Raw genomic sequence first — 14328 nt, 5'->3', positions numbered from 1 at the left:
ACAATCCCTGCAAAACTTAATAATAAAAAGAATGATCGCAGATACTTTTATACGACGACCGGTAACCGCAATAGTGATCTCGATAGTGATTGTAATTGTAGGTATATTGTCAATGACCAGCTTACCTATCGGACAATATCCTGATATTACTCCACCAACTGTTTCTGTTACGGGTACTTATACCGGGGCCGATGCATTAACCGTAGAGCAAACTGTGGCCACTCCTGTAGAAGTACAGGTAAACGGTGTACCAGGCATGACCTATTTGCAAAGTAACAGCAGCAGTAACGGTCAAATGAGCATGACCGTTAACTTTGATGTGGGTACCGATATTAACATAGCGGCACTTGATGTGCAAAACCGTGTAGGTATCGCGCTCCCAACTTTACCGCAGGAAGTACAGCGTTTAGGTATGATTGTGCGTAAACGTAATCCAAGTATTTTGATGCTGGTGGCCATGTATTCGCCTAAAGGCAGTCATAATGTTACGTTTACTGATAATTATACCAACGTTTTTATAAAGGATGCCATATTACGTACCAAAGGCGTGGGCGATGTTGTTTCCCGTGCCGATGATTTTAGTATGCGCATCTGGCTTAATCCTGATAAGCTTGCGGCTTTAGGTATGAGCGCGGGTGATGTTACCGCAGCATTGGCCGAGCAAAACGCCCAGGTAGCCCCGGGTACGGTTGGTGCCACGCCTCAGCAAAAAGCACAAACCTTTGAATATTCTGTACTGGTAAAGGGCCGTTTAAGCAAACCCGAAGAGTTTGGTAATGTAATAGTGAAAACCGTGCCATCTACCGGGGCAATTGTACATTTAAAGGATGTTGCACGTATTGAGCTCGGTAAATTCAATTACTCTGGTAATTCATATGTTGACGGTAAAAGGGCCTCGTACCTGTTGGTTTACCAGGCGCCAAACAGTAACTCACTTGAAACAGCCGAGAATGTGTATGCCACTATGGAGCAGCTCAAGAAAAGCTTCCCCGCTGATGTTGATTACGTGGTTCCTTTTGAAGCGATAACCGTAGTTAAAGTATCAGTGAGCGAAGTGGTTGAAACTCTGGTTATAGCATTGGGGCTGGTTATTGTAGTAGTGTTTTTATTCCTGCAGAATTGGCGTTCTACACTGATCCCTGTATTGGCTATTCCGGTATCTATTATAGGCACGTTCATATTTTTTATACCCCTCAATTTTACCATTAATACGCTTACGTTGTTTGGTTTTGTACTGGCCATAGGTATTGTGGTTGATGATGCCATTGTAGTGGTTGAGGCTGTACAGCATTATATGGATGAGAAGGGTATGTCGCCACGGGAAGCAACTGAACACGCCATGCGTGATATATCGGCGCCGGTAATTGCTATTGCCCTGATATTAGCCGCCGTGTTTGTGCCGGTGGGGTTTGTGCCGGGTATAGTTGGACGCCTTTATCAGCAGTTTGCCATCACCATAGCTATATCCGTATTGATATCGGCTTTTGTGGCGCTTTCGCTAACTCCTGCACTGTGTACGTTGCTGCTTCGCCCGCATAAAATTGATGAAAAATCAAGAGGGCTCAACAAATTCTTCTTTGTATTTAATGAGTGGTTCACCCGTATAACAGGCAGGTACCGCAACACGGTTGATAAGAGTATAAAACATTCAAAATTTATTATCATTATACTGGTGTGCATTATTATAGGCACTATACTTTTATTCAGGGGTAAGCCATCCGGCTTTATTCCACTGGAGGATGATGGTCGTGTTTATATCACCTATGATCTGCCTGAAGCTTCATCAACAGTGCGAACGGTTGATGTTTTGGGTCAAATGATGAAAACCCTTGATAGTGTACCCGAAATTGCGCACTACGCGGCATTAGGCGGATTGAACGCTATCAGCTTTGCAAGTAAGGCTAACAGTGCCACCATGTTTGTTCAGCTTAAACCCTGGGATGAGCGGAAAGAAAAATCACAGCAGATAACCGCCCTTGTTGCCAAGCTCACTAAAAAACTGGCCAGGTTTAAAGAGGCTAATGTTATTGTAATTCAACCGCCTGCTATACCAGGTTTGGGAAGCACCGGTGGTTTTTCATTTATATTGGAAGAAAAAGAAGCAGGTGGGGACATAAAGGTTTTTGAAAAAACGCTGAAAACATTTGTAGGTGAGATTAATAAACGTCCTGAAATTGCAAGAGCCTTTACCTTTTTTACAGCGAGTACACCTGCTTATCAGCTAACTATTGATAGGGAAAAGGCTAAGAAGTTAGGCGTTTCAATAGCTGACGTTAATAGTGCCCTTCAAACTTATATGGGTAGTATCTATATTAATGACTTTACCATATATGGACGAAACTTTAGGGTACTTGCACAAGCCGATACTGCTTATCGGAGTAATATCAGCAATATTGGGCAATACTTTGTGCGTAATCAATTTGGTACAATGGTGCCACTAAGCACACTTACATCTTACAAGGTTATTGAAAACTCTCCGTTGATTGCCCATTATAATCTGTTCAGGTCGGCCGAGATCAATGGGAGTACCAAACCTGGTTATAGTAGTGGTGATGCTATAACGGCTTTGAAAGAAGTTGCTGCAAAAACGTTACCACAGGGCTTTGGTTATGAATTTTCGGGACTTAGCCGCGAGGAGATATTATCTGGTTCAAAAACAGTTTACATTTTTGCCCTTTCTATAGGCTTCGTATTCCTTTTTCTTGCCGCGTTATATGAAAGCTGGTCGGTTCCGTTCTCGGTACTGCTGGCTGTACCTTTAGGGGCATTTGGAGCCATCCTGTTCCTGACGTTCTGGTCCGACTTAACTAATAACGTATATGCACAGATTGGTTTAATAACGTTGATAGGGTTGGCGGCCAAGAACGCGATTTTGATAGTTGAATTTGCCAAAGAGCGCGTAGATAGAGGTATGAATCTTGAAAAAGCTACTCTTGAAGCGGTACGACTGCGTTTGCGTCCAATCATCATGACCTCGATGGCATTTATATTAGGGGTAGTGCCTTTAATGATCGCATCCGGCGCAGGTGCCGAGGCCAGGAAAACCATAGGATGGACAGTGTTTGGGGGGATGCTTGCAGCCACATCGCTTGCTATATTTATAGTGCCTGTTTTATATTATACCATTACCCGTTTTGCATACGGTAAAGAAAAACTGGCCGAGATGGAAAAAAACTATAAGCCCGATGTGGAAGATGATCCGCAGGTTTAATATTTTACTTTATTAAAGTCAAAAGAGAGGCAAAGCCTCTCTTTTTTTGTTTATGGCAGTTTAAGGATAGTTGCTCAATGCCGTTTTACCCGTAAATTTTAAGTGAAACAGAACAAAAATTCGTCGTTTTCCTACACTTATTTATTTAGCAGGTACTGTTTTTTCGATCATTATTTAATCTGTAATTAAGGTTTGTAATTATAGGTTTCAAGAAAATGGCGAATTTAAAAACATTGATTATCAATAATTAACAGGTCAAAAGCTGCTAAATTGTTTAGCTGGTGTATTACGAGTTATTGTTTATACCATTATCATAACAGGGGGACAATTATGATAATGGCAAAGTATTTGTTAAGGTGGTGTTAATACAATGAAAATTGTAGAGTATATTTTAAAAACACAACTATGAAAAATTCGACAAACTTTATAGCCGCCGCGTTAACTGCTGTAGCTATATTTTTAGGAACTACTGTAAAAGCTCAAACTACTCCGGCCGACAAATTACGTTTTGGTATTGGTTTAGAAGTTGGTGCGCCAACTGGCAATGCGCATGATGTTTCAAATTTTGAATTAGGCGGTACAGCGCGTTTGCAATATGGCTTAAGTGATAACATGGCATTAACTTTAACTTCGGGCTATTACAACATGTTTGGTAAAGAAGCCGGCAACTCAGGTGTTAAATTTAACAGCTTAGGTGTGGTACCTGTTAAAGCGGGTATAAAAGCTTTCTTCGCACAAAATCTATATTTTGGAGCTGAGGTAGGTGCTGGTTTTGAGGTTCACACGCCAATTCCAGGAACAGAAAAGGATACGAAACTGATTCTTGCCCCTGGTATAGGTTATGCATCTAAATCATGGGATGTTGGTTTACGTTATGAAAACTTCTCTGGTCAGAGCAATAACTACGGTCTGGTTGGTTTACGTGTAGCCTACGGATTTGGTTTGTAATTTTACATAAATCGCTTTATAACAAAGCCCCTCATCATTTGATGAGGGGCTTTGTTATTAATGATTATTTTGTCAGAACCGCGATTTATGCGATTAAGAGATTATCACGATTTTTACTTGCAAATCAAAATCTAAAAAATCTGATTAATCGTGGTTCAGACAATCGCAAACTATTTCAATTTACCCAACGCTTCTTTTATCCTTTTCACGGCCTCTATCAGCTTATCTTCAGCGGCAGCATAGGAGATACGGATAGAAGTTGGATCACCAAATGAATCACCACCTACGGTAGCAACATGGGCTTCCTCTAACAAGTAAATGCTTAGCTCATCTGCATCTTTAATGGTTTTGCCATTATAGCTTTTGCCAAAGAAAGAAGTTACGTTCGGGAAAAAGTAAAACGCGCCATCGGGCAGGTTTAATTTAATGCCGTCAATTTCGCTTAATAGTTTATACACAATGTCACGACGTTTTTTAAATGCGGCACGCATTTCAAGTACTGTTTCCAGGCCACCTTCGTACGCGGCAACACCTGCACGTTGAGTTATTGAACAGGTACCAGAAGTAATCTGTCCCTGCATTTTGTCGCAGGCAGTGGCAATTTCTTTGCTACTTGCAGTGTAACCAATTCTCCAGCCGGTCATGGCAAACGCTTTAGACCAGCCATTGATGATCACTACGCGATCTTTAATATAATCAAACTGGGCTATCGATTCGTGTTTATCAATATAGTTAATGTGCTCATAGATCTCATCGCTCAGGATATAAACATGAGGATGTTTTTCAAATACTTTTGCTAATCCTTCCAGCTCATCCTTGCTGTAAACGCTGCCTGTAGGGTTACATGGCGATGAAAACATGAACAATTTGGTTTTTGGCGTAATAGCCGCCTCTAATTGCTCAGGGGTTATTTTAAAATTTTGCTCAACAGTGGTGTTTATAAAAACGCTTACACCTTCGGCCAGCTTTACTACTTCTGAGTATGATACCCAGTATGGGGTAGGGATTATCACTTCTTCGCCAGGGTTTACCAGGCACAGTACCGCGTTGGCAATAGCCTGCTTAGCACCTGTTGATACCACGATCTGGCTAAAATCATAATCAAGGTTGTTCTCGTTCTTTAATTTGGCAACTACTGCCTTACGCAGTTCAGGATAACCGGCTACTGGTGTGTAGTAGGTATAGTTTTGGTCCATGGCCTTCTTGGCAGCCTCCTTAATATGTTCAGGAGTATGAAAATCAGGTTCGCCAAAGCTCAGGCTGATCACGTCAACACCTTTTGCGGCAAGTTCACGGCCCATTTTGGCCATTTTAATTGTTTGAGATTCGGACAGGTTATTTATCCGGGTACTTAATGCGCTCATATAAATTATGTTATCGCGGCAAATATAGAAAATAACTTTACTGCTACTTACGCTTGTTATTTATAAATTTGACCTCTTAATTAAGATAGGTTTGAAAGAACAGAAGAGGATCATATTTATTTCGCTTATTACAGGCTTTATCCTGATGATGGCGAAGTTTGGGGCATATCTTTTAACCGCGTCTAACTTTGTACTTACCGATGCCGCCGAAAGCATTGTAAATGTAATTGCCAGCGCCTTCGCTTTTTTCAGTATCTATCTGTCATCAAGGCCTCGGGATGAGAACCATCCTTATGGGCACGGCAAAGTGGAGTATTTCTCTGTTTTTATCGAAGGCTCATTGATAGGTATTGCGGGCGTTATCATCATCATTAAATCTGTTTATAGTTTATTTTACCCCACTTATATCCATGACCTGCTTACCGGTGCTATGATTATTGGGGCCACAGGGCTCATTAACGGGGCTTTAGGTTATTACATGATCCAAAAGGGCAAGTCACTGCGCTCTATAACATTGGATGCGGATGGCCGTCATCTGCTTACCGATATGGTAACCAGTGTTGGTTTGGTTGCTGGTTTAATACTGATAAAATTAACGGAGATTTTATGGCTCGATAGCGCCTTATCTATACTTGTAGCTTTATATATTATATTTAATAGTTACAAGCTGATACGCAAATCAGTCGGTGGCTTAATGGACGAGGCCGATTTTCAGGTGGTGACGGATATTATACATGTGCTGAGCGAAAAACGCCGCGATGCCTGGATTGATGTGCATAACCTGCGTGCCCAGAAATATGGTAACGAACTGCATATTGATTGCCACATGACCCTGCCCAACTACTTTGATCTAACCCACGTACATGCCGAAGTATCGCTGGTTGATAAAATGATCAACGAAGAGGTAGGAATAAAAACGGAACTGTTTATACATTCGGACCCATGCGTGCCTGAATGTTGCCATTATTGCAGTATGCCCAATTGCCCTATACGGTCCGAAGCACAAACCGAAACCATAGCGTGGACAATGGATAAGGTGGTACGCAACAAAAAACACTTTGAATAATGGAGTATTTTAATGTACGTGTATATGGTTTGCTTATAAATGAGCAAAACGAAGTGCTGATAAGTGATGAGCAGGAGTATGGCCATCGTTTTATAAAATTTCCTGGCGGAGGCCTTGAAATAGGCGAGGGGCTGATAGATGGCTTAAAGCGTGAGTTTGTAGAGGAGTGCGAGGCAGAGATTGAGGTGACAGGGCATTTTTACACAACTGATTTTTTTGTACGGTCGGCTTTCAATAATTCACAGATTATCAGCGTGTATTATAAGGTGAAAAATATAACACCATTAAATTTTTCCGTAAAAACCATTGCTTATGATTTTGATGGTGAAGGCGACGTGCTGCAGGCTTTCAGATGGATAAAAATTGCCGATCTAACCACTGATGATGTTACCTTCCCTACAGATAAGCGTGTTGTAGAACTATTAAGAGCAGAACTATGAATTTGACTGAGCGTGACCTTAAAGTAATATGGCATCCGTATACCCAAATGAAAACGGCTGCCCCCCCAATAGGTATTGTACGGGGCGAAGGTACCTGCCTGTTTGATGAGCAAGGCAAAAAATATATCGATGCGGTATCGTCATGGTGGGTAAATATCCACGGCCATGCGCATCCGTACATAGCCCAAAAAGTATCAGAGCAATTGCATAAACTGGAGCATGTGATATTCGCAGGCTTTACCCATGAAGGCGCGATTGAACTGGCCGAAAGACTGCTGGCCATTTTACCGGATAACCAGCAAAAAGCATTTTATTCAGATAATGGATCAACCGCTATTGAAGTGGCTATAAAAATGTGCCTGCAATACTGGCTTAACAATGGTGATCAGCGTACTAAAATTATAGCATTTAAAAACGCTTATCACGGCGATACCTTTGGTGCCATGGCCGTGAGTGGTCGCAGTGCATTTACCGCCGCATTTGATAGCCTGCTGTTTGAGGTAGAGTTTATTGATACCCCAAACAAAGACAATATGGAAAGCCTCAAAGCTCAGATCTCACATCTGAAATCTGAGACAGCATGTTTCGTATTTGAACCGCTGGTACAGGGATCAGGAGGGATGCTGATGTACGATGCCGGATACCTGAACCGGTTAATGGCTCACTGCCGGCAAGAAAACGTATTGATGATAGCTGATGAGGTATTTACCGGGTTCGGTCGTACAGGTAAGCCTTTTGCCAGCAACCATGTACAGGTACAGCCCGATATTATGTGTTTTTCAAAGGGTTTAACAGGCGGTACCATGGCTTTAGGCTTAACCACCTGCACCCAGCAGATCTATGATGCTTTTTTATCAGATGACAGGTTGAAAACCTTGTTTCACGGACATTCGTTTACTGCCAACCCTATAGCCTGCGCGGCGGCATTAGCAAGCCTCGATCTTTTCCTGGAGCCTGCAACCGCGGCTAATATCAGCCGTATTGAAACGTCACACCGGCAGTTTGCAGCTAAAATACAGCATCACCCTAAAATAAAAGTTGTAAGGCAAACCGGCACCATCGTAGCTATGGAATGGGAAACCGGTGATAATACTTCCTATTTTAATTCGCTGCGCGATAAATTATACCAATACTTTTTAGCCGAAGGTATTATATTGCGTCCGCTGGGCAATATCATATACATTTTACCTCCGTATTGCATTACTAATGCCGAACTCGATTATGTTTACAGCAAAATTGAACAGGCGCTTGAAGAAATATAATTATGCTGTTGAATACACTATTACCCCGAATAATTGCTGATAACGAATTGCACTCACGCTGGTTAAATACACTGTCGCTGATGGAAAATACTGGCGCACGCAAAATATCGGCCAGTGAGGATCCGCTTACTGTTACCTACATTATATTAAAACACGCCGCCGAGGAGCACCGTCATGCTTTTTATCTTAAAAAACAGCTGGAAAAAACCGGTGTAGAGTTACCAACTTATGCCGCCGAATACCTGCTTGCCCCGGGTTCGAGCAAATATTATTTAAATCAGCTGGATATTGATGTTTGCCGCTACCTGAAAAAGGAACTTAACCTAAGCGGCAGCGAACTCCGTTTTGCGGCCTATTTATTGGTTACCTACGCCATTGAAGTACGTGCTGATGAACTTTACCCCATTTATCAGGATGCACTTGATGAAGCAGGGAGCAAAGTAAACGTAAAATCGATTATTTTAGAGGAAGAAGGCCATCTGGAAGAAATGCTGAACCAGCTGCACAAATTCTCGCCCGATTGGGAGCTTCACGCCAATAAAGCCGTTGAATTTGAAACCCGCCTGTTTAATCAATGGGTGGAGCAACTGGGGAAGGCTTTAGGATAAATGTGCAGAGATTGTCTGAACCTGGATTAAGCAGATTAAGAGATTTTTAGGATTTTTATATATACATTGTCATTCGCTGCGCTCAGGATGACAAACCCTTTTAATCCAGGTAATCCCTAAATCCTAAAAATCATGGTTCCGACAAAAAATCTGCGAAATCAACGTAATCCAACCAATCAACGGTCAAAAAGCCATATACTCCGTATACACCTGCTGCAAAAACGCTTTGCCGTATAATAGTGTTTTATCTGTGGTCTTCTGGTCAATGCCTTTATTACTGGTATAAACAATCCTGCGGCCCGAATTATCGTAGGCTACAGTTTGGTGTGGCAGCATAAAGGCAAAGCCATTATCCCAATCAAAAAAGGCAAAATCGGCCGACTGTGGGTTAAGCAGATCCTTTGACCATTTAAACTGATCATGTGGCATACCCAACTGCGATAGCAGGGTGGCGGCAATATCCGTTTGTCCTCCTAATTTACTGATCTTTTTGCCGCGGTATTCGGGCTTTATCACATCGCCAAAAAACAATAGCGGGATATGATATTTGGCCGGATTATAAGCCTCAGATATATTACGCGGCAGGCGGTGACCATGATCGGCCACTAAAATAAACAGGGTGTTTTTATACCAGGCTTGCTTTTTGGCCTGCTCAAAATAAGCGTTAAGGCATGAATCGGTAAAGTAGGCGGTGCTCCTGAACTTATTGCTCGCATCACCTTCAGCATCATCATCCGGATAATGTGCTTTTACAGGCAGCACAAAAGGCTCATGGTTGGTTGATGTTTGCAGATATGAAAAAAATGGTTGTTTTTGATGCTCATTATATTGTAAATGCTTGCTTAAAAGCACATCATCATACACGCCCCATTCTGTTTTTACCTGACCTTTATTAAAGCTAAATTCATCAATAATATGATCAACCAGGTGGCTTTTCATAAATATGTTAAAGTCCATATAGGTGCTTTTACCACCATAAAAGTAAGTGGTTTGATATCCCGCGTTTTTAAAGACGGTGGATAATGCCGGCAGCTTTTTTTGCTTAATGGTATCGGCCACCACAGTACGGATAGCCTGCGAGGGAAAGCCGCTCATGATAGATATGATCCCTTTGTCGGTACGGTCGGCAGATGAGTAGATATTGTTAAACAGGATACCGTTATGGATGAATTTTTCAAAGTTTGGGGCTACGCCCTTATCTCCGCCTAATGATTCAATAATGCTTGCCGTATAGCTTTCCAGCTGAATGATCACCACGTTGGGCCGGTTGGTGGTAAGTACCTTTAGTGTAGAATCGCCTTTTACACTAAATATATCTTGTACCAGTTGCGCCGCGCTGCCGGGCTGCATAAACACATAAGGATTATATGGCCTGCGGAAATTTTCGAAAATGTTGTTAAATAAGTTCCATTCTGTATTTAAGGCACATTGGTTCATGATCTCCTTATCAGAAAAGTAAGCCGCGTTTTGATTTACAGGCTCAGTTTGTAAGCCGCCCCTCATCAAAACAAAGTTTGCGAATAACAGTAAACATATGGCAACAGTTTTAACGCGTGGTTCGGTAACGGGCTTTTTAAAATTGTAGTTTATAATGTAATTGGATAGCAATATACCCGTACCAAGCAGTAATATGCCAATGGTGATACACCTGGCTACAGGAGAAGACCCGGTAGAAGCCAGGGCCTCTGATGGGGCATGATATAACGAGCTAAACACCCTGAAGGTAACCTTTGTACCCCACTCCCTGAAAATGTTAAAGTTAAGTATCGTATTTAATGATATGCAAAACAAGCAAAACCAAACGTAACCTTTAAGCCATATGGGTTTAACTGAGCGGGAAGGGATACACCAGTAAACAACGAATACAAGTAAAGGGATGATACAGATATAAGCGGCAGCCGAAGCATCCAGACGCAGGCCATAGAAAAACGTTTGTAGTATTTCACCAAAACCTGCTCCGTTAAGCTTGTGAAAAAAATACAATTCAAATGTTACCCTGGTGATTGCGAAAAACACCAGCCAGAAAACAAAAAATCTGACTATACTAAAAAGGTTTCTTAACATATGGGGGTACAAAAATAGTACTTTAACCGCAATGTTAAGAAACCTTTAATGAATTGTTAGTGAAGACGCTTATCGGCCTCCACTCATGGCTTTAAGATCGTCCATAGATATTTTCTCAAAATCAGCAGGGATGCCAAATGTACCGGCAGGTGCTTTTCCTTCAGTTACACTTTTTACAGTAACCTCGGTGCTTTGACCCTGACTAAATGAGGTATATTGGATAGGGAAACCACCGGCTTCTCTATAATATTTAGCTATACCGGTAATAGGCACTTCAATATCATTGGTAACCCAGATATCATAAGTTTTTTTAGTTTTTGAATCTGTAGCCACTACTTTTTTACAGTTAAAGCCCGATATCTGTTTGGTTTCGGTACCTGGTGCAAAAGTGAAAGTTGGCATTGCTGCTATAGCCTGATCAACTTCGTCGGGATTGGCAATTGCTGCTTTTTTAATATTAGCAACAGGTACATCAACTAAAACAGCCATTGATTTTCCGCCGGCATCTGTTAATATTTTTATGGTTGCCGGTCCGGTGGTAAAAGCGAATGCACTTGAATCGGCCCTGAAGTAGCCTTTAGCATCAACCTGCTGGCCCTGCATGGCCGTAGAAAGTACTACTACACCTTCTGTGTATTTTTTTTGTGCGCTGGCGCTCATGGCTGTTGCGGTAAGAGCAAGGCCCAATGCAACGTTGAAAAATTTAATATTCATGTTTTTAGTTTGATTTATACCAATTTACTGGTTTTAGGTTAAAAGACAAATTTTTTGGTATTTGGTTTAATTTTTTTCAGTTAGATAGTGCAATTAACGAATTGTTACGCTTTAATATGCTATAATTTATATGCATTTCCTTTGCTTCGCCTTCAAGTTGATTAATTAATTTGCTGGTATTACTGCCATCGATCACAAGCACCTGGTAATCATAATTTTTGCCGATCTGGTGCAGATCAGTATGCGGGTTACCGGTAATGTAAAGGTAATCGGTTTTTAGTTTTTGGGGTAGTTGTATGTTTGGCAGTTCGCTGTTGTATATCAATATCCTTTTATCATAAAACTGGATCAGGTTACCTTGTTTTTTGAAATAAGGTGTACTAATGCCCTGTTTAAGATCATACAACTTTGCATTGCTTACTTTGTTGCTGTCCAGATAGGGCTGTACCGAATAGCTGTAGTTTTTGTCGGTATCGGCAAGGTTACTTAGTATAATGGCATTGTTACCGCTTTTAAATACCAATCCGGTGTTTTTGCGCAGGTTTAAAAAGGCAATTGATTTGGTATTGGTCAAATCATATCTTTTTATGCTGATACTTATACACAGCAACAGCAGGCAGCCTATACTTAACCGTAGCAGCCAGGGCTTTTTATCGTACAAAAAATAAAACAGGGTGATGAGGAAGGCATAGGTAAGCAGATACTCGGTTGTGGTGAACCATATTTTACCAATGCTGGCAAAAGGGGCATGTTCAATAAGTGCCAGCGCTTTATTCATGAACAGGATAGTATTTTCAAGTACCCAGGCCAGTAGTGTTGACAGTATAGGCACCCACGAAAAAAGCAGATAGCATAATCCGCTATATATAATGATCATGGTTGGTATAATGATAAGCAGGTTGCTCGCCAAAAAATAAACCGGGAACTGGTGAAAATAAAACGCGCTTAACGGAAAAGTAATTACCTGCGCCGCTATAGATACCGAACACAAGGCCCATAATTTATCGACCCATTTGTTTTTAAACGTTACCCATTTATATACTACCGGCTGTAAAACGATCAGACCTGCAACAGCGAGATAGGAGAGCTGGAAACCGACATCTGTTATAAAAAACGGATCATACAGCAACAATAAAAAGGCTGATATGGCCAGGATATTCAGCATATTAATATACCGCACAAAGGTGTTGCCGATGATAACCATGCTGATCATGACCGCGGCACGGCAAACCGCCGGCGAAAAGCCTGTTAACATGGCGTAATACCATACCAGCAGGATAATGACCGTTGTTTTTAAAGCTTTACCGTACTTGTACCGGTTCAAAAAGCCAAGCATCCACTGTAATAAAAAATATATAATGGCCACGTGCGCTCCCGAAACCGATAAAACATGAATGGTTCCCGTTTTTGAATAAGCCTGTAAAACATCATTACTCAGGTCGGCTTTGTAGCCCAGTATCAGGGTTGAAGCCACAGCAATAGCATCGGGGTTGTGCAGTTGTTGTTTAAATTTTGCCACCATTTGCTGCCTTAACTTAAGAGCATAGGCAATGAGCGGGTTGCCTTTGTTGTGTTGTAATACCCGGTATTGCCCCGGATATAAAAACAGCTGGTGATAAATATTCTGATGGGCCAGGTATTTTTTATAATTAAATTCTGCCGGGTTAAAGGGTGGGTCGATAGGGGTGTATGTGGCCGGTACCAGTAGTTCATCACCATATTGCAAGCCTATGGCGGCGCTATCTTTCAGGGTAATAAGCAGCGTTCCTGTAACTGCTGTAGCTTGCTTACGATTGATGCTTTGCTGAACCGTAGTTGTAAACCGGATGAGTCCGTTCTTAAGCTGAGGTTCATTATTGATCTTTACCGATAAGTATGGTGATGGTAACTTTGAAAAATGATGCCGGTTATTTAGTTCGTTATAACTGATCGCGCTGATCCATCCGGCCGCCAGTAAAATAAGGCTAATGAGCAGACCGCCAAGCCATCGTCGTTTATAAATTTTTAGCCGCTGATAGTTTAAATTAAGTACTATAAATACAATACTTAAACCAATAAAAGCACCAAGTAAAAAAGGTAAATAAACTGCCGAAATAAAGCTGATACCTAATGTTATGCCTAACAACCAGGGCATCAGCAGTACAACAACAGGTATTTCGCCTTTATGGTTTGCGAGCATGTATATCAATAAAAAATAAAAATATGATTTAGTATCAAGTAGCGAGTATCAAGTATTAAGATTTTTGGAGGTATTATGAAAAAATATCACTGTCGTGATACCTGATACTCGTTACTTGATACGATGTGCACACCTACAACTGGTCGCGCACTTCGAGCAGGAATTTTTTTATGTTTTCGAGCGAATCAATAACACGCTGATTTTCTTTGGTATCGGTCATGTTATGCTTTAAATGCTCTTTGGCTCCGTTCAGGGTGTAGCCTTTATCGCGTATGAGGTGAAAAATGATCTTAAAATTCTCAATGTCCTCGGGAGTAAAATAACGGTTGCCTTTTTTGTTCTTTTTGGGCTGCAGTACATCAAACTCCTTTTCATAGAAACGGATAAGCGACTGATTAACATCAAACATGGCCGATACCTCGCCCATGGTGTAATACATTTTGCTTATCTCGCGGTCTTTGTAAGGCATATG

Annotated in this window: 11 protein-coding genes; 6 read left to right on the top strand and 5 right to left on the bottom strand. The window is 41.4% G+C overall.

From position 1 onward, the window contains the following. Window positions 1-31: 31 nt before the first annotated feature. Together M2273_RS13495 and M2273_RS13490 are read left to right on the top strand one after the other, a co-directional pair. Window positions 32-3211, top strand: a complete 3180-nt coding sequence (locus M2273_RS13495) for an efflux RND transporter permease subunit (protein WP_429397622.1) — start codon at window positions 32-34, stop codon at window positions 3209-3211. Between the two features lie 405 nt (window positions 3212-3616). Further along, window positions 3617-4159 (top strand): hypothetical protein, encoded by a 543-nt coding sequence (locus M2273_RS13490; protein ID WP_429397619.1) that lies wholly within the window; start codon window positions 3617-3619, stop codon window positions 4157-4159. A 170-nt stretch (window positions 4160-4329) separates the two neighbouring features. Here the strand turns inward: M2273_RS13490 and M2273_RS13485 are convergent, their stop codons facing one another. Next, window positions 4330-5523, bottom strand: a complete 1194-nt coding sequence (locus tag M2273_RS13485) for a pyridoxal phosphate-dependent aminotransferase (RefSeq protein ID WP_429397617.1) — start codon at window positions 5521-5523, stop codon at window positions 4330-4332. 91 nt (window positions 5524-5614) lie between these two features. On the opposite strand from M2273_RS13485, the gene M2273_RS13480 reads away from it, so the two are divergent. Genes M2273_RS13480 through M2273_RS13465 form a run of 4 tightly spaced genes read left to right on the top strand, consistent with a single transcriptional unit; the run spans window position 5615 to window position 8899 of the window. Further along, window positions 5615-6589: a cation diffusion facilitator family transporter gene (locus M2273_RS13480; RefSeq protein ID WP_429397615.1), complete on the top strand. Its 975-nt coding sequence runs from the start codon at window positions 5615-5617 to the stop codon at window positions 6587-6589. After that, complete coding sequence (locus M2273_RS13475) at window positions 6589-7029, top strand: NUDIX domain-containing protein (protein WP_429397613.1); 441 nt, start codon at window positions 6589-6591, stop codon at window positions 7027-7029. Before M2273_RS13480 ends, M2273_RS13475 begins: the two co-directional genes overlap by 1 nt. Beyond that, complete coding sequence (gene bioA / locus M2273_RS13470) at window positions 7026-8291, top strand: adenosylmethionine--8-amino-7-oxononanoate transaminase (RefSeq protein ID WP_429397612.1); 1266 nt, start codon at window positions 7026-7028, stop codon at window positions 8289-8291. The genes M2273_RS13475 and bioA overlap by 4 nt, the downstream gene beginning before the upstream one ends. A gap of 2 nt (window positions 8292-8293) precedes the next feature. Further along, window positions 8294-8899 carry a hypothetical protein gene (locus M2273_RS13465; RefSeq protein ID WP_429397610.1) on the top strand — a complete coding sequence of 202 codons (606 nt, stop codon included), beginning with the start codon at window positions 8294-8296 and terminating at the stop codon, window positions 8897-8899. A gap of 183 nt (window positions 8900-9082) precedes the next feature. Here M2273_RS13465 and M2273_RS13460 read toward each other — a convergent pair whose 3' ends face one another. From M2273_RS13460 to M2273_RS13445, 4 genes are all read right to left on the bottom strand, one after another. Beyond that, a complete protein-coding gene (locus tag M2273_RS13460; protein ID WP_429397608.1) occupies window positions 9083-10963 on the bottom strand; it encodes an LTA synthase family protein in 1881 nt (626 codons plus the stop codon). 69 nt (window positions 10964-11032) lie between these two features. Continuing rightward, complete coding sequence (locus M2273_RS13455; protein WP_429397606.1) at window positions 11033-11677, bottom strand: hypothetical protein; 645 nt, start codon at window positions 11675-11677, stop codon at window positions 11033-11035. Between the two features lie 76 nt (window positions 11678-11753). Beyond that, a complete protein-coding gene (locus tag M2273_RS13450) occupies window positions 11754-13856 on the bottom strand; it encodes a ComEC/Rec2 family competence protein (RefSeq protein ID WP_429397604.1) in 2103 nt (700 codons plus the stop codon). A gap of 133 nt (window positions 13857-13989) precedes the next feature. After that, entirely contained in the window at window positions 13990-14325 is a 336-nt protein-coding gene (locus M2273_RS13445; protein ID WP_429397602.1) for a MerR family transcriptional regulator, read from the bottom strand. Between the last annotated feature and the right edge of the window lie 3 nt (window positions 14326-14328).

Origin of the sequence: Mucilaginibacter lappiensis, from assembly GCF_050433765.1 — a bacterium.
In the GTDB taxonomy this organism is placed as follows: domain Bacteria; phylum Bacteroidota; class Bacteroidia; order Sphingobacteriales; family Sphingobacteriaceae; genus Mucilaginibacter; species Mucilaginibacter lappiensis_A.
This window is presented reverse-complemented; position numbering and strand designations above follow the sequence as displayed.